The sequence below is a fragment of the uncultured Brachyspira sp. genome, assembly GCF_944390595.1.
In the GTDB taxonomy this organism is placed as follows: Bacteria; Spirochaetota; Brachyspiria; order Brachyspirales; family Brachyspiraceae; genus Brachyspira.
This window is the reverse complement of record NZ_CALXRN010000142.1, coordinates 1-16,713: the sequence shown is the minus strand read 5'-3', so window position 1 is coordinate 16,713 and position 16,713 is coordinate 1. Positions and strand designations below refer to the sequence as shown.

Below are 16,713 nucleotides of genomic sequence, written 5' to 3'. Positions count from 1 at the left end.
TTTTCTCCTTTAAGAACATTTATTAGAAAGTTTTTAATAATTTTTCTAATTCATAATTGACATCTAAACCTTCCATAGGATTGTATCCGAACCATTTTATTGCAAATTTATCTAATGTGCCGTCTTCTCTCATTTCAGCTATAACTTTGCTTACTTCATCACATAGTTTTTTGCCGTTTTCATCTTTTTTAAATGGAAATGAATTTACTTCAGTAAATATAGGTTCTCCAACCATTTTTACTTTAGCACCAGTAGACTTTTTTACTTCATCGAATATTATTACAGCCTCTGTTGATGCATCTATTTTTCCATTTTGTACTAAAAGAGGTATGCCTGGTCTGGCTTCTGCTACGAATGTTTCCATTTTTATTTTTTTCTGAGGATCTAATGCTTCTATATGTTCTACAGCTGCCTCTGCTATAGTTACAGCAAGCACTTTGCCAAATAGATCCTCAAATTTATTTATTGATTCATTAGTTTCAGCTACATATATTTTGTAAGGGCTTAAAAAATATGGTTCAGCAAAATAATATTTTTGCATTCTTGCAGGCGTTATACTAATTTGCTGAGTCAATGTATCAAGTTTCCCTAACTCTAATTCTCCGAAACCTCCTGTAAGATCTATTTGTGTCCATTCTATAGGTCTATTTAAACGTTTTCCAATTTCTTCCCATATATCTATATCGTATCCTTCTATTTCCCCATTGCTTCCTATTTGGCTAAAAAACTTATGCTTGGCAGGTGTTCCAACTCTTATTGGATTTGTATTTTCTGATTTGCTGTCAGTATTTGATTTTACACAGCTTATAAAAAATATTGTAAAAATCAAAAATACTATTTTTATGTTTTTCATTTATTTCTCCGTATTTATTATTTTTTAGAATGTCTTTATTTCTTATAATAGATGAATAAAAAATTTTGTCAGAGAAGATAATTAATCATAATGTATTTTTTCTTCATATATAGAATTTGATATTTATTTATGATATGATTATACATTATAATTTTAAGCAAATATAAAAAATATACAGCAGTATTTTTTAATGCAGTTACCGATACCTTAAAATTGTATATTATATTCTTGATTAGTTTTAAGCTTTGTTTGCATTTTTTATTTTTAGATATTAAACTTTCAAATTTATGAAATTCTTTATGTATATTTATTAGCAGCTTATAATCTGTTTTGCTATTTAAACATGATATCAAAAAAATAATTAATATTATTTCTTTCATATATTTTATATTCCTCTTAATAAATTTAATTTGATAATAAATTAGGAATATCAATTTTTAATTATAAAAAATTAATATTTCTGAAACCATATAAGAATTGGTATATTTGATTTTATATAGACAGCCTGCCTACTTATGATTATTTTTGCTCGGGTATTTTGTAATTTTTATAGAGTGTTATTGAAAATAATTTGTAATTATAAAAAATGCACATAACAAATATCCGTTTTTTAATTGTTAAAACATTGATTTCTATTATAAACTAAATAATATTAAAAGCAAATATATTTTAATAAATATTAAAAAAATTGATGTCTATTAAAACAATTTTTTAATATATTTTGTGTTTATTTTTATTGATTAATGTTTTTTATTTGTTGTCAATCTGTATTTGATAAATGATGATTTTATTGTATAATATATTTTATGAATAAAAAAAGATTATTAGCTTCATATCATTATTTGTTATTATAGTATTAGTCTTATGGTATAAAGCACCAATAAATGGTATAAAGCTTTATCCAAAAGACGTTTCAAAAATAGAAATTGATTATAATAAAAAAACTATTTCAATAACTAATACAAATGATATATCTTTTATTATAAAAAGTTTAAACAGTATATCACTAAATAGATCTATATTTAAAAATTCAAGTATAGGGTATAACATAAAAATTTATAGTTCAAATGATAACAGCATATTAGATAAAATAACTATATATTCTTCTGAAGTCGCTTCTATAGGAAAGTTTTTTTATACTGATAAAAATAATATGCTTCCGTACGAATATTTACTTAAATTATATTCAAATTATTAAAAAATTGTTTGATTTATTGTACAAATAATATATAATAATTTTAAAAAATTAGGTATATACAAATCAATGGAAATATCAGCTTATAATATTAAATATTTAGATCAAATCTTAGAATTATGGAATAATATAATAGAAGAAGGAATATATTTTCCGCAAATAGAAAAACTCACAAAAGAAAACGCTGATTCTTATTTCAAGTCGCAGGATTTTACTGGTATAGCTGTAGAAGATGGTGAAGTCTATGGAGTTTATATTTTGCATCCAAATAATATAGGCAGATGCGGTCATATATGTAATGCTTCCTATGCAGTTTCAAAAAAAGCAAGAGGTAAAGGCATTGGTGAAATGCTGGTTAAAGATTCTATGAAACAAGGTTCTAAACTTGGGTATAGAATATTGCAATTTAATGCTGTTGTAATATCTAATAATACGGCTCATAAACTTTATGAAAAATTAGGTTTTAATAAAATAGGAATTGTAAAAGAGGGGTATCTTAATATAAATAATATATATGAAGATATAGTGTTATATTATATATCTCTTTAATATTAACAAATATTATTTTTTATATATTTTATTGTGCGAATTTACATTAAGTTTAAAAAATACAACACTTTTTTAAAAAATAGATTATAATTATAGTGTAACGATTAGGGAGAATTGTGTATTATGAAAAGATTTCAAAGTTTAAGAATAAAGATGCCTTTAATTATTATTTCTATGGTAGCATTCTTTATTATTATTTTAATAGTTATAACAGAAATTAAAGCATCAGATAGTATAAAAAATGCTACATATACAGGATATAATAATACTGTTATGGGTTATGCTTCACTTATTGATACATGGTTTGTCGATCAATTAGCCATAGCAGGTATATATGGAACCTCAGAAGAATTAGTAAGATATTTGCAGTTAAGAACTGAGGACACAAGAATCGTTGCATTAAATAATCTTAAAAAATTTAGGTCATTAAATGAATATGCTATAAATATAGGATTGTCTGATTCATCAGGTGTTGTATTAATAGATTCTGATAACGTGGACTTAGTAAATCAAAATATTTTTGATATACATCCGGATTTAAGAAGTAAAATAAACGGAAGCAGCAAAGGAGTATTTGGAGATAATATTACTCATTCTCTGACTACAGGAGGATGGTCATTAATATTAATGGAAAAAGTTGTTGATGTTAATAATACTGTTATAGGTTATTTATATGTAATATTAGATTGGTCTACTTTAAATAAAAATCATATAGAACCTCTTGTAATAGGAAAAACAGGAAGTATGTATGCTGTAGATAAAAATTTAATAATAAAGATACACAGCAGAACTGAAAATATAAATGTTACAGCTCCGGAACAATTTAAAGATGCCTTTAATATAGGTCAGGGAATATTAAGTTATGTATTTAATAATGAAAAAAGAGTATCATCTGTTATGACATTAAAATCTCAGCCTTGGGTATTAGGTATTTCTGTTTCAGAGGCTGAAATTTATGAGGCTAATAGAGCACTGATGATGATGATGATAATAATTTCTGTAATTGCCATAGTTGTTATATCTATATTTATATCACTATTTATACGTTCTATAACAAGACCTTTACATTTATTGGTTGGAGTTGCTAAAGAAATAGCTGAAGGAGATTTGAGAACTACCAAACAAAAAATACATCGTAAAGATGAGCTTGGAGAATTATCAAATGCATTTGTAGCTATGAGAAAGAAACTCGTAGAAACTATAATGGTTGTAGAAGAGTCAGCTAATAATATTACTATGGCTGCTAAGGAATTATCAGAACAAAATACAGATTTAGCACATAGAACAGAAAGTCAGGCTGCAAGTATAGAGCAAACTTCTGCTTCTATGACTGAGATTTCTTCTACAATAAAAGAATCAGCAGATAATTCTATAAATGGAAGTAAAATTATATTGGATTCTAAATCATCAGTTGAAAAAGCCGGCAGTATAATAGCAGAAACTACAGGTAATATAGAAGCTGTACATGATGCTAGTTCAAAAATTAAAGATATAACTAAAATAATTGAGGATATAGCATTCCAGACGAATATACTTGCCCTCAATGCTTCAGTAGAAGCTGCACGTGCAGGAGAGCAGGGAAAAGGTTTTGCTGTAGTAGCAAGTGAAGTAAGAAATTTGGCTCAGACTACTCAAACTTCTGTAAAAAGTATTACTGATTTGATAGAAAATGTTTATGAAAAAATTAATGTAGCTACTGGAACTGCTAGAGAGTCTCAAGAAATATTTGTTGAAATACAAAATAGAATAGATGAGGCTTCAAATATTATGATAAATATAAGCAACGGAGCTACAGAACAGCAATCTGGTATAAATGAAATTAAAATTGCTATTGCTGAGATGGATTCTACTACACAAAAAAATGCTGCTTTAGTAGAAGAGGCTACAGCTTCAGCAGAATTATTATTTGCACAGTCTGAGGAGCTTATGTCAGCTATACATATATTTAAACTTCCTGATGGTACTAAATAATAATTGATTTTATATATCTAAATTAAGGGCTTTTAATAGCCCTTTTTTATTTTTGTAAAAATTTGATATTTATTTATTTTCATATAAAATAGATTATAATTTGATAAAAGGTATTATATGTCATTTAATTTTAATGTATTGAAAACAAGTTCTCAAACCTCAGCAAGACTTGGAAAAATAGAGATAAATGGGGTAGAGATAGACACACCTGTTTTTATGCCTGTAGGTACTAAAGCTACTGTTAAAGCATTAACACCGGCTATGGTAGAAGAAACAGATAGTAAAATAATACTTGCTAACACTTATCATTTAGTTTTAAGGCCAGGTTTGGAGATATTAAAGAAATTCGGCGGTGTAAAAAAATTTATGGGTTGGAATGGAGCTATGCTTACTGATTCCGGAGGATTTCAAGTATTTTCACTTGCTAAATTAAGAAAAATTAATGATTCCGGTGTAGAATTTAGTTCTCATATAGATGGAAATAAATATTTATTTACTCCTAAAAGTGTAATGGAAGCTGAACATATAATAGGTGCTGATTTTATTATGTGTTTAGATGAGTGTTCAAAACATGATGCAACTTATGATTATGCTAAAGAGGCCATGCTTAGAACTCATAAATGGGCTAAGGAGTGTAAAGATTATCATGACAGTACTCCAAACAGTGAATATCAGTATCTTGGAGGGATTATTCAAGGCGGAATGTTTGATGATTTAAGAAAAGAAAGTGCAGAAACTTTAGTAAATATGGATTTCCCTTTTTATTCTATAGGAGGACTTTCGGTAGGAGAAACTCCTGAAAAGATGCATGAAGTGTTATCAAAAGTTATGGTTTATACTAATAAAAATAAGCCTCGTTATTTAATGGGAGTAAGCGAACCTAGAGATATACTTAATGCTGTTATGGAAGGTATAGATATGTTTGACTGTGTTATGCCTACAAGAAATGCTAGAAATGGAGAGGCTTTCACTATGAATGGTATTATTAGAATAAGAAATTCTAAATATAGAACTGATGATACTGTATTAGAAGAAGGTTGTGATTGTTATACCTGTAAAAATTTTTCAAGAGGATATCTTAATCATTTAGATAAAGTGCATGAAATATTATTTTCAACGCTTATGACTATACATAATTTAAGATTTATGCAAAGATTTATGAGAGATTTAAGAAATTCTATTGAAAAAGATGTATATTCCGATTATAGAAAGGATATGATGAAAAAATTTTATGAAAATTAATATTATATTTTACATATTTCTGTAAATTATTATATAATATATAGATAAAAAAATAATTAGGTGAGTTTTTATGGATAGTAAATATGCTAAGCTTTTAGATAGATATAATGCTATTTTAGCTGAAAAGCTGAATGATCCCTATACTATATCAATATTAGCTAGAATTGCTATGAAAGAAAATAGATTTGAAGATGCTGAGAATTACTATAATTTTGTTCTTAAAAATGATTCTGAGTATCCTGAAGCATTATATATGATGGGTTTTATCTCTATGAGAAAGAGGCAGTATTCTGAAGCTCTTAATTATTTTAGAAAACTTATATCTATAGGAAAAGCTAATTCATTTGTATATGAGTATGCTGCCGTTCTTGATAAAGAAAATAGAAGAGAATATTTAGAAAAGGCATTAGAACAATCAAAAGATATAAAAATCAGATCTAAGGATTATAAAAGATGTTCATATATGGCATTTCAAACATTTATTTGGAAAGAATATAATTTATCTTTAGAATATGCTAATTTGGCTTATACTGCCAAACAAACTAATGATATTATTAATTTATTAGGATGTATATATCATCATAATGAAGATTATGATAAAGCACTTTCGCTTTTCCATGAAGTTAATGCTAATTATGAAGGCAATAATTCTTATGTTTTATGTAATATAGCTTCTTGTTATAAGAAAAAAAATAGTAATAAAATGGCCATAAGATATTTAGAAAAGGCTAGAGATGTTGATAGCGAAGATAAATTGATATATTATAATATAGGCTCTATATACGCTGTTACTGGAAATAAAAAATTAGCAGCTGAAAATTTTGAAAAAGCGTTAGAAATAGATGAAAATTATAATGAAGCTAGAAAGGCTTTAGATTCTGTTAGAGAATGATTATTTTTTGTTTACATAATATTAAAAAATTATTTAAATAATCTTTAAATATTATTTAATTTAGTATATTATTATTCAATGTTTTAAAAAATATATGTGGGGTATTTTAACGGTGAATTTTTTTGATTATATTAAATACAATTTGTTTAACATAAGAACACCCGAATTAGTAGAAAAGATGCGTATGGAGGAATATTCGGATAGAATATCAAAACAAAAATATGGTTTTGTAGATTTAAAGACTAAATCTTTAACAGCCGCTTGTGCTAAATTTGTTTTTGAGATGTATAAAGTTATAGGTCCATTAGTTTCTCCATTAAAAGAAGAATTTATAATAAAAGATGGAAAACAGTTTTCATATTATCTCATAGAAGTTTCTTTTAATAATGAAATAAAAGAACTGTATGCTACTTTAAATAGAGATTATATGATGTCTCAGATACAATCAGGCAAAAATCCAAATACTGTATTTAATGAAGTTAAAAATAATTTTGTAAAATTTAAGAAATATATAAGCGGGGAAAGCGGAAAAGAAATAAATTTGACTTTTAATTTACTTAAAGATTTTGCTCAGATATCAAATTTTGATTTCTTTCTTTTTCTTAGAGCTTTTTGTCCTTCATTTGTCGATGGTGCTTATAGTTCTAATCCTCAATTTAAAGCAAGTTCTAATATACAGATATTTGATGATATTGTTAAGTTGGATTATGCGGTTAATTCTATTACTATAAGAAAAGAATTATTATCAGCATTAAATATTTTTCAGCAGTACATAGGAATGCCTCCTATACCTGAAAAAAATATTAAGGCTTTTTTAGCTAGAATAAAATATTTACAAACTCCAGGGGTATTAAGTGATATTATAATATATTTGCTTAAAGATTTTACATATAAGTGTACTATCAATCCTTCTAATGTTAATATATTTGTGAATTATATAACAGATTTTACTAATAATCTTAAAAAAGATATGGACAGTATTGTTGCTGAAATAAAAAGCAGTAAAATTGCCGGTATGCGTAATAAAATGTTTAATGGTGTAGAAATATTAAAGCTTCAAAATGTTAATGAAGAAAAAAATGAACAGCTGGAAAAATTTGATTGTCCTATTTTTACTTGCGTTGAACCTTTGCAATATATTAAAACTTTTATTATAGAAATGTTTGATATGAATTATAAAGCTCCATTAAATGATATGTTTTTAGGTGCTGAGTTTGTACATAAAGATAGAAATTCAATGGGATTAGATGCTTTTTATACTTTGAGCGATGTTATAGAAGGTATACAGAAATTTGATACTATGTTAAGTCCTGAGTCTGAGAATTTTAAACGTCTTAAAGGATGGATTATATCAAAAAATAAAGCTAATGCAAACAGAGATTTAATAGAATCTATGGTTAATAAGATAGATGCTGAAGGAAATAAAATTGTTCTTAGTGTATATAATTCTGTTATAGACCTTACAACAATAGTAAAAAATGTTGTTGAAGATTGTGCTAGCGGAAGTAAAACTGAAATCAGTAATGCTAGTAAAGTTCAGAATTTACAAAAATTTAATTTAAATATAGCAAGAGATATGCTGGATACTTTTGATAATTTTATTGCTCTTATGAAAAATTTTATAAGGTAAATTTTATAGGGTAAATTGTGTAATGAAGAAAAGTCATAAAACAGCTTTACAAGTAATTGTAGGTGTTATAATAAGTATTATTTGTTTATATTTTGCTTTTAGAGGCATAAATATAAAAGAGTCAATAGAAATAGTAAAAAATATTGATGTTGTATATTTTTTGATTTCTCTAGTATTAAGCGTTTTGATAATAGCTTTAAGAGGACTAAGATGGGAATGTTTTATTCCTCTTAAAAAACCTATAAAAAAAAGAACTATAGTTATGGCTACATATATAGGCTATATGGGAAATAATATTTTGCCTGCTAAACTTGGAGAGGTTGCTCGTGCTTATATTTTGGGTGTAAAAGAAGATGTAAGTAAATCTGCATTGATAGCTTCTGTTGTTACTGAAAGACTTTTCGATGTTATAACCGGAGGAGTTATATTAACACTTTCTGTTATATTTATACCTAATTTGCCTAAACAAGTTACTTATGCTGCTTTTGCTTTATTTATTTTTTCTATAGTTGGTATTTTAGTTTTAATATTTTTAGTATGGAAAAGGGAATTTGCTCATAAAGTTTTTCATAAAATTTTTGGAATACTGCCTAAAAATATCGGAGATAAATTAATTGAATTTTCATGTAATTTTATAGACGGAATAGGATTTAAAAATGATCCTAAGCATATATTTTTAATATTTTTATACACTGCTTTATATCTTATAGGACAGATATTAACCATAAGTTTTTTAATGGCAGCTTTTAATATTAAAGCGTCTGTTATGATAGCATTATTTATGTTTGCTGTAGGCGGTTTTGGATTTGCTGTGCCTTCTGCACCTTCTGGAATAGGACCTTTTGAATGGGCTATTGTATTTGGCCTTTCTCTTATAGGTGTAGAAAAGAATATAGCATTCCCTTATGCTCTTGTATATCATATGATGGGTATACTTCCTATAGTAATAATTGGATTTATATTCTTATTTATACTAGGTGTAGATTTAAAAACAGCTACTACTAAAGACGATAATCAAACAGAAAGTAAAGAACAAAATAATGCATTATAAACTGGATATAACAACTAAATGACGCTCTTTATCTTTTGATTCGAGTTTTTTTATTTCTATATTATATTTATTTTTTGAAATATTTGCTTCTTTTAATTCTTCTTCTATTTTTTCCATTTTGCCTTTATAAGCTATTAATTTTCCATTTTTTGTTTTTATTTTGGAAAATATTTTTAACAATACAGCAATATCAGAAAAAGCTCTTGAAGTTACAGTATCATATTTTTCTTTTATTTCATAGGCATTAATACATTTAACTTCTATATTATTTAAATCTAATTCTTTTTTGGCAATTTTTAGGAAATCAGCTTTTTTGTTTTTAGATTCGCATAAAGTAAATTTTTTATTGCTGTAAATAATAGATAAAGGTATAGCCGGGAGTCCAGCCCCGGAACCTATATCTATTATATTATCATAATCATAAAAGAAATTTAAAGCTAAAAGACAGTCTGATATATGTTCGGCAAAAAAAATTTCTTCTGTTTTGGCACCAGTTATATTTACATTTTTATTGTAATCCATAACAAGCGATGCATATTTTATTAGTTTATCTTTATTATTTTCAGTTATTTCAATATTTGTAATTTTATAAATATAATCTATTATTGAATTATAATCTATCATTACCAGCCCAATTTTTTTGCACTTTGTTTTGCACTATCTCCTGCTGAAACATTTGTTATATTATAGCGTAACTCTCTTTTATCTATTTTGCTTTTCATTATAAACTCTTGAGGATAAGGTATATTATTAACTGTAGTATAAGAACCTAATTCAATACTTACAACATTATCCATAAAAGCAGTGGAGAAAGTTCTTACTCTATAACTAGAGGCAGAAAAAACTATAGTATCAATTCTGTCAGTATAACCTATTTTTAATGTATGCCAATTTTTTCCTAATGTAATATTACTGCTCACTATTTTTTTTGATAAATCTATAAATTTATAATCTAATACATCAGCATAAACTTTAGGAAAACGCATAATAGGAGCATCTAATGAAAATTCATCAAAGTTTCTTTTTAATGGTGCTTCCAATTCAGGTAAATTCAAAGTAAGCTGATTATCATTTACTTTAGCATCCATTATTAAATTTCCTAAAAGCCCATCTACAGCATTCATGTATTTATTATTACTGTTTTTGTAATAATTAACAAGCATAGGCATTTGATCCAAATCATCTCCGCTGTAAAATGCCCCTCCGGATGAATATATTGTTGTAAATGGAGATTTTGAAAACCTATCAAAAGCTTCTTTCATAACATCTTTTTCATTTTGAGCAAATATTAATTGAGTAAATAATACAGTTAATATAATATATTTAAAATATTTCATGGTTTTTAACCTCTCTCTTAATAATTTTATAAATTTAAAACCCTATTTATTTATCTTCAGTTAAACTTTCTATTTTATCTTTTACTCCTTGTTCATCATAATCAAATTCCTTATTAATAGAACTTATTGATTTTCTATAATATTTAAGAGCATTTTTATAATCATTCTTAGCGTAATATGCATCTGCTATATGATGATATATTTCAGCTTTTGAATCCTCATCAATATATAAAACTGCCTTTAATAAAGTTTTCAAAGCATTATCATAATCGCCTTTTTTGTAATAAGCAAAACCTAATGTATCTATATAATGAGGAGATTTAGGTTCAAGTTGTACTGCATTTTTTGAAAGTTCTATAGCTTTATCTATATCTGTTCCTAGAGATGCTAATGCCCAAGCTAAACTATTCATATTTTGTGCTGAAGTTTCATCCTGTGAATATTTATAATTAGCATATAAAAGGGCTGAGTTTGTATTCTTTACAGCCAATGCAGTTATATAAGGTATATTTAATCTATATTCATTAGTATTAGATTTGTTGCTGTTAAAATATTCTAAATCTTCCTGCAAATATTTATTAGCATTATTAATATCATTATCAAATAAGTAACTGTAAGCTCTTAAATAACTATATGAATATTTTTCTTTTTCGAATTGATCTATAGCATTTATAGCTAAATCGCTTTCTCCTATTTCTGCAGCTGTTAATACTAATGATACTAGTTCATTTTCTTTTATATTATTATTTTTTAAAGATAAATATTTATCTATCATTTCTTTTGATGCTTGAAAATTATTTTGATTTTTGAACTCTAAAGCAGCCTGCAGATATAAGTTATTAAATTTTCCAGTATTATCATAACTTATTAATTTTTCTATATGGCTAGGAAGAGCATCTATATTGTTAAGCATTAAATAAAATGATATGATATCCATTTCAGCATTCATTTTATTATCTTCATTTCCTATTTTGTTTATCATTTTATAATATGCCTGTATAATATCTAAATCTATTTCTCTTCTGTCTAGATCTGTTTCTATCATATTTAAAGCATTGCTGTATCCATTATTTTGAGCTTCAAGTATTATAGATAGTATTTTAGGAGTGTTATTATCAAGCGTATCTATTTCAGAAAATAATTCCTTATTATATTTATCTGACATAAAACTTAAATATGCACTTAAAAATAATGAATCATCAACTATAATACTATTTGAATATGCTTCATTATATTTTTCTAAAGCCTGATAACTTTTTACTATTCCATAAGCAGCACTGTATTTATCGGCAGGTGATAATTGTACATTTTGAAGTTTATTAAATCTATTAATTGCATTTGAAAATCTGCTTAGATAAAATTCACTCATACCATAATAAAAGTTATAATATTGAATATAATTATTGCTTGATTTTCCATTTTCATTTACTTTAGAAAAATAGTATACTGCTTTTTCAAGTTCTCTATTTTGATAATAAGTAAAACCTAATAAAATTAAAGCATCATTGTTGTATGGCTCCAATTCATAAGCACTTTGAAGATAATATTGGGCTTTTTTTATATCATTAATAACAAATATATTTCTTTCTGCAGCTTTAATCAATAATTCAATATCTTCAGGATTATCCAAAACTAATTTATCATAAATTCTTGAACTTTCATAATATTCGCCTAAAGCTTCATGAGTTTCTGCCAATGTAATATATATTTCTTTATTTTGAACACATTTAAGTACTTCCTGCAGTATGACTTTTGCACTTTCCAGATCTTTAAGTGTTTCTTCTGTTATAGTTTTTGATGCTAATGCTTTTTCTTTATAATATAGAGCTAAACTGTATGCTGCCTTTGCCTCTTCTTCATTTCTAATGTATTGAGAAGCTTCATCTTGAGCGAATATATTAATTGCATTAAAAACAAATATTAGTAATATAATGCCGAATCTTTTAACAAACATTTATGATAACTCCAAAGTTTAGTTTACATAATTTTAATATATATTTACATTTATATCAATATAAAACTAGAATAATAGATTATAGGTAAATACTATTATTATTTATTTGCAGTTTCTGCCTCTTTTTGATCATTTTCTTTTGCAAATGCTTTTTCTAATAAATCTTCTAATTTTTTATTAGTATAAAAATCAGCTTTAGCTTTTGTAACTATTTCTAATGTATTTTTTCTAGGTATTTTTATAGGTTCTCCCATAAATATATTATAGTTATTTTTCATAAGTTTAATAGTTTCATATCCCATTAATACAGCAACTAAACAGAAATGTCTGTATCCAATAGCTTTTTTTTCTATTGTCATAATATATTCAATAGATGTTCTAAATTCATTCATAGCAGATTCAATCATTTGTCCAAGTGCTTCCATAGATTTATCTATATATGCCCCGTCTTCAAAATATGGAGCAGGATTCTCATTATCAAATAATGTCAAAGGCCAAAATATTCTTTTTTCTTTATAATCTAGTTTGGCATCTTTTATTATATTTACTTTTTGCAAAAATCTTCCTAAACTTTTTGCTTTTTCCTTATCCAAATCCAAATTATCAGATATCTTTGTAAGTTCTGTCAAATAAACTCCTACAGTTCCTGCAACATAATAGCAATAATCATCTAAATCTTCAAATGTTGATATATTATGATCTTGATAATATATCATTCCATATCCCATTTCTCTTAAGTATGATATTGATATGTTTTTTATATCCTGTTTAAATGCAAAAAATGCTTTTAATACAACTTCTGTATTATCTATTAATACTTTATCATCTTCATTTATAGTATGTTCTATAACTATTCTTTTAAAATTTTCAAGATTATCAGTATTTTCTGTTTTTAATATGTTTATAAAACCAGTTATTAAAGTTTCTTTATCTCCTATATTATGACTAGAATCTTCTATAGTATCAATTATTCTAGCAAGCAAGTATTGAACTTCAACTTTATTTTTTTTATTTTTATCAAGTAATGGTATAGTTAAAGCAAAACTTCTTGAAACAAGATCTAATAGATATTTTGTATTAATTTTTGTTGCAGCCATATTATTATTTCCTAAACACTTTTATTTTTTATTAATAAAGACACACAATGAACAGCTATACCTTCTTCTCTTCCTACAGCATCCATTTTTTCATTTGTTTTAGCCTTTATTGATATATTTTCTACATTTGTCGCTAGTACTTTTGATAGGTTTTCACGCATTAAATCTATATAATTTCTCAATTTAGGTTTTTCCAATATTATTGTAATGTCTGTATTTCCAATTATGTAATTTTTATCTTTCATTATAGAAATGGTTTTCTCTAGAAGTGTTATTGAAGATATGTCTTTATATTTATCATCATTATCTGGAAAATGACTTCCTATATCACCTAAGGCCAAAGCCCCAAGTATAGAATCTATTAAAGCATGGGTAACAGCATCAGCGTCAGAATGTCCTTTTAATCCAAATTTATGAGGAATATCAATGCCTGCTAATATTAGTTTACGATTTTCTGCAAATACATGCGAATCGTAACCATAACCTATTCTCATTCGCTAGTTTCCTATTTTTATTTTATGCTTAAATTATACAAAAATAGATTAATTTGTCAAACTTATTTTATATGTTTATTTAGTGTATGTATAATATGTGTTATTTAATAGCTTCTGTTTATATCTTACACATTAAAATTATACAAATTATAATTTATATATTGAATACCATGTAAAAATTTATATAATACTATACATAGAAAATATAAAAAAATGGAGAAGACAAATGAAAAAAATTGGTCTTTTACCTAGGATTATAATAGGTATAATTTTAGGTATATTAGTAGGTATGTTTCTTCCTGGTCCTATAGTGAGGATTTTTGTAACTATAAGCAGTATATTCAGCTTATTCTTAAATTTTATAATTCCTCTTATGATAGTTGCTTTTATAGGTTACGGTATTGCAAACTTGACAGAAGGTGCTACTAAATTAATAGGGCTTACTGTAGCAATATCTTATGGTTCAACATTATTAGCAGGAAGTATAGCATTTTTAGTAGCATCTAATCTTTTCCCAACACTTTTAGGTGCTTCTGCTCTAAGCAGCGTAAAAATAGAATCAGGTTTAGAAAGTTATTTCACCATACCTCTAAAACCATTGTTTGATGTTACATCTGCCGTTGTATTTGCATTTATTTTAGGTATTGGTATAACAATGTTAAGACCAAAAAAACAAGGTGAAGAATTGTTTTCTATAGTAAGAGATGCAGAAGAAGTTATACAGGCAGTATTAAAGAATATAATAATTCCAATACTTCCTTTACATATTTTAGGAACATTTGCAAATTTAGCTTATGCAGGAAGCATACAGCATATACTTATAATATTTGGTAAAGTATTTGCTGTTGTTATAACTCTTCATATACTTTATATTACTGCATTATTTATAATATCAGGTGTTATAGCAAAGAAATCTCCTATAATGCTTATTAAAAATCAGATTCCTCCATACTTTACTGCTGTAGGTACTCAAAGCAGTGCGGCAACTATACCTGTAAGTTTGATAGCTGCTGAAAGAAACGGAGTATCTGAACAAATAAGAAAATTTGTAATACCTCTTTGTGCTACTATACACTTAGCTGGTTCTATGATAACATTAACTTGCTGTTCTACAGCTGTTATATTGATTTTAGGACAAAATCCTACTTATACTTCAATACTTCCTTTCATACTTATGTTAGGTATTGCTATGGTTGCTGCTCCTGGTGCTCCTGGCGGTGCTGTAATGAGTGCTTTGCCTTTCTTCTATATGATTGGAATAACAGGGGAAGAATTACAAGGTTTGATGATAGCATTATATTTAACTCAGGACTCATTCGGTACAGCTGCTAACGTATCAGGCGATAATGCTATAGCTGTATTTGTTGATTGGTTCTATCAAACAAAATTAAAAAAAGAAGCTTAAAAAATTGACTTTTATTTAATAAAATGATAAAAGAGACGGCATAATATATAAAAATGCTGTCTCTTTTTATATTAAACTATTCTATTATATAACAATCTACTATTTCAGCATAATAAGCTATATGACAATCTTTATTTGATCCGTAAAAACTGCTGTCTACATCTTGAGGATAAAAAGTGTTCTTTATATTTTCTGGAAGTTCATTGTAGTCCTGTTTCTTTTTATAAAGAATTTTGCATTCAAGAGTTAAAGGAAGTTCTTTTATTCCTGGAACTGAAATCATATTAGGTTCTTCTAATGTTAAATTAAGCTCTTTTATTTTATCGATATTATATCCGGATTGCATTCCGCATACTTTTATTATATTTCTATCTATTTTATTAATTGGAATATTTACTGTGAATTCAGGATTTTTATCCAGCATACTTCTAGTGTATCTATTTTCTCTTACAAAAATTACAAATACATTTCTATTCCATTCTATTCCCAAACAGCCCCAAGAAACCGACATACTATTTATTTTTTCATTGGCTTTAGTTGTTATTAGAACACCTTTTTTTACTTCTTTAAGTATATGACTTGCATAATCTAAAACATCTATTTTCTTTTTCATTTCAATTACACTCCTTAAAAATTAGAAGAATTTTATAATAAATAATATAAAAAACAATGAATTAAATAAATATTTTTTGAAATTTAATTAGTTATTTCAAAACAAAATTAATAGATATTTATACTATTTATTTTTTAGTATTTTAATTTTTATAATTTGTGCTTTGTCCCAAACATACCTCGCGAAGCGTGCCTTTGGAGGTGTTGGCAGGCATGCGAGGGAAAAAGTTGCAATAAAAAACTTCTATGGAAAAATATATTTGTTTAGGTATATATTTGAATACTGCTATTTTTATTTAATTAATCATTAAATGTCTTTATAATTTCTGAATATTGTCTGAATCTAAATAACATAAATTTATAATTATATTTTTTTAATACTTCTTCAGCTCTTTTTATAAACTCATCTTGATTGTATAAAAGTAAATCTA

Annotated in this window: 14 protein-coding genes; 7 read left to right on the top strand and 7 right to left on the bottom strand. The window is 26.1% G+C overall.

The annotated features are described in order from the left end of the window. Nucleotides 1-22: 22 nt before the first annotated feature. Nucleotides 23-853: a transporter substrate-binding domain-containing protein gene (locus Q0J90_RS08485; protein WP_297277490.1), complete on the bottom strand. Its 831-nt coding sequence runs from the start codon at nucleotides 851-853 to the stop codon at nucleotides 23-25. 1,264 nt (nucleotides 854-2,117) lie between these two features. Between Q0J90_RS08485 and Q0J90_RS08480 the strand changes: the two genes are divergently transcribed. The 6 genes from Q0J90_RS08480 (at nucleotide 2,118) to Q0J90_RS08455 (ending at nucleotide 9,383) form a co-directional block, all read left to right on the top strand. Then, nucleotides 2,118-2,597, top strand: a complete 480-nt coding sequence (locus Q0J90_RS08480) for a GNAT family N-acetyltransferase (RefSeq protein WP_297277489.1) — start codon at nucleotides 2,118-2,120, stop codon at nucleotides 2,595-2,597. A 123-nt stretch (nucleotides 2,598-2,720) separates the two neighbouring features. Beyond that, nucleotides 2,721-4,568, top strand: a complete 1,848-nt coding sequence (locus Q0J90_RS08475) for a methyl-accepting chemotaxis protein (RefSeq protein ID WP_297277488.1) — start codon at nucleotides 2,721-2,723, stop codon at nucleotides 4,566-4,568. Between the two features lie 117 nt (nucleotides 4,569-4,685). Then, on the top strand, nucleotides 4,686-5,810 hold the full coding sequence (gene tgt / locus Q0J90_RS08470; protein ID WP_297277487.1) for a tRNA guanosine(34) transglycosylase Tgt: 1,125 nt from the start codon (nucleotides 4,686-4,688) through the stop codon (nucleotides 5,808-5,810). Between the two features lie 70 nt (nucleotides 5,811-5,880). Then, complete coding sequence (locus tag Q0J90_RS08465; protein WP_297277486.1) at nucleotides 5,881-6,702, top strand: tetratricopeptide repeat protein; 822 nt, start codon at nucleotides 5,881-5,883, stop codon at nucleotides 6,700-6,702. 112 nt (nucleotides 6,703-6,814) lie between these two features. Next, complete coding sequence (locus Q0J90_RS08460; protein ID WP_297277485.1) at nucleotides 6,815-8,332, top strand: DUF5312 family protein; 1,518 nt, start codon at nucleotides 6,815-6,817, stop codon at nucleotides 8,330-8,332. A gap of 22 nt (nucleotides 8,333-8,354) precedes the next feature. After that, nucleotides 8,355-9,383: a lysylphosphatidylglycerol synthase transmembrane domain-containing protein gene (locus Q0J90_RS08455; protein ID WP_297277484.1), complete on the top strand. Its 1,029-nt coding sequence runs from the start codon at nucleotides 8,355-8,357 to the stop codon at nucleotides 9,381-9,383. On the opposite strand, the gene rsmG is transcribed toward Q0J90_RS08455, so the two are convergent. The 5 genes from rsmG to ispF all read right to left on the bottom strand — a co-directional run bounded on the left by rsmG (nucleotide 9,378) and on the right by ispF (nucleotide 14,265). After that, nucleotides 9,378-10,004, bottom strand: a complete 627-nt coding sequence (rsmG, locus tag Q0J90_RS08450; protein WP_297277516.1) for a 16S rRNA (guanine(527)-N(7))-methyltransferase RsmG — start codon at nucleotides 10,002-10,004, stop codon at nucleotides 9,378-9,380. The genes Q0J90_RS08455 and rsmG overlap by 6 nt on opposite strands. Nucleotides 10,005-10,006: 2 nt before the next feature. Beyond that, complete coding sequence (locus tag Q0J90_RS08445; protein WP_297277483.1) at nucleotides 10,007-10,720, bottom strand: hypothetical protein; 714 nt, start codon at nucleotides 10,718-10,720, stop codon at nucleotides 10,007-10,009. Nucleotides 10,721-10,766: 46 nt separating this feature from the next. Continuing rightward, nucleotides 10,767-12,674: a tetratricopeptide repeat protein gene (locus Q0J90_RS08440; RefSeq protein ID WP_297277482.1), complete on the bottom strand. Its 1,908-nt coding sequence runs from the start codon at nucleotides 12,672-12,674 to the stop codon at nucleotides 10,767-10,769. Nucleotides 12,675-12,772: 98 nt separating this feature from the next. Then, nucleotides 12,773-13,771, bottom strand: coding sequence for a squalene/phytoene synthase family protein (locus tag Q0J90_RS08435; protein WP_297277481.1), 999 nt, complete (start codon nucleotides 13,769-13,771; stop codon nucleotides 12,773-12,775). A gap of 11 nt (nucleotides 13,772-13,782) precedes the next feature. After that, nucleotides 13,783-14,265 (bottom strand): 2-C-methyl-D-erythritol 2,4-cyclodiphosphate synthase, encoded by a 483-nt coding sequence (ispF, locus tag Q0J90_RS08430; protein ID WP_297277480.1) that lies wholly within the window; start codon nucleotides 14,263-14,265, stop codon nucleotides 13,783-13,785. 226 nt (nucleotides 14,266-14,491) lie between these two features. Between ispF and Q0J90_RS08425 the strand changes: the two genes are divergently transcribed. Then, nucleotides 14,492-15,670 carry a cation:dicarboxylase symporter family transporter gene (locus tag Q0J90_RS08425; RefSeq protein ID WP_297277479.1) on the top strand — a complete coding sequence of 393 codons (1,179 nt, stop codon included), beginning with the start codon at nucleotides 14,492-14,494 and terminating at the stop codon, nucleotides 15,668-15,670. A gap of 76 nt (nucleotides 15,671-15,746) precedes the next feature. On the opposite strand, the gene Q0J90_RS08420 is transcribed toward Q0J90_RS08425, so the two are convergent. Then, complete coding sequence (locus Q0J90_RS08420; RefSeq protein ID WP_297277478.1) at nucleotides 15,747-16,283, bottom strand: flavin reductase; 537 nt, start codon at nucleotides 16,281-16,283, stop codon at nucleotides 15,747-15,749. Nucleotides 16,284-16,713 lie beyond the last annotated feature (430 nt).

What these genes read in the sequence shown, in the direction of transcription:
- Q0J90_RS08485 (WP_297277490.1), bottom strand. Translation starts at nt 853, where the DNA reads ATGAAAAACATAAAAATAGTATTTTTGATTTTTACAATATTTTTTATA.
- Q0J90_RS08480 (WP_297277489.1), top strand. Translation starts at nt 2,118, where the DNA reads ATGGAAATATCAGCTTATAATATTAAATATTTAGATCAAATCTTAGAA.
- Q0J90_RS08475 (WP_297277488.1), top strand. Translation starts at nt 2,721, where the DNA reads ATGAAAAGATTTCAAAGTTTAAGAATAAAGATGCCTTTAATTATTATT.
- tgt (WP_297277487.1), top strand. Translation starts at nt 4,686, where the DNA reads ATGTCATTTAATTTTAATGTATTGAAAACAAGTTCTCAAACCTCAGCA.
- Q0J90_RS08465 (WP_297277486.1), top strand. Translation starts at nt 5,881, where the DNA reads ATGGATAGTAAATATGCTAAGCTTTTAGATAGATATAATGCTATTTTA.
- Q0J90_RS08455 (WP_297277484.1), top strand. Translation starts at nt 8,355, where the DNA reads ATGAAGAAAAGTCATAAAACAGCTTTACAAGTAATTGTAGGTGTTATA.
- Q0J90_RS08445 (WP_297277483.1), bottom strand. Translation starts at nt 10,720, where the DNA reads ATGAAATATTTTAAATATATTATATTAACTGTATTATTTACTCAATTA.
- Q0J90_RS08440 (WP_297277482.1), bottom strand. Translation starts at nt 12,674, where the DNA reads ATGTTTGTTAAAAGATTCGGCATTATATTACTAATATTTGTTTTTAAT.
- Q0J90_RS08435 (WP_297277481.1), bottom strand. Translation starts at nt 13,771, where the DNA reads ATGGCTGCAACAAAAATTAATACAAAATATCTATTAGATCTTGTTTCA.
- ispF (WP_297277480.1), bottom strand. Translation starts at nt 14,265, where the DNA reads ATGAGAATAGGTTATGGTTACGATTCGCATGTATTTGCAGAAAATCGT.
- Q0J90_RS08425 (WP_297277479.1), top strand. Translation starts at nt 14,492, where the DNA reads ATGAAAAAAATTGGTCTTTTACCTAGGATTATAATAGGTATAATTTTA.
- Q0J90_RS08420 (WP_297277478.1), bottom strand. Translation starts at nt 16,283, where the DNA reads ATGAAAAAGAAAATAGATGTTTTAGATTATGCAAGTCATATACTTAAA.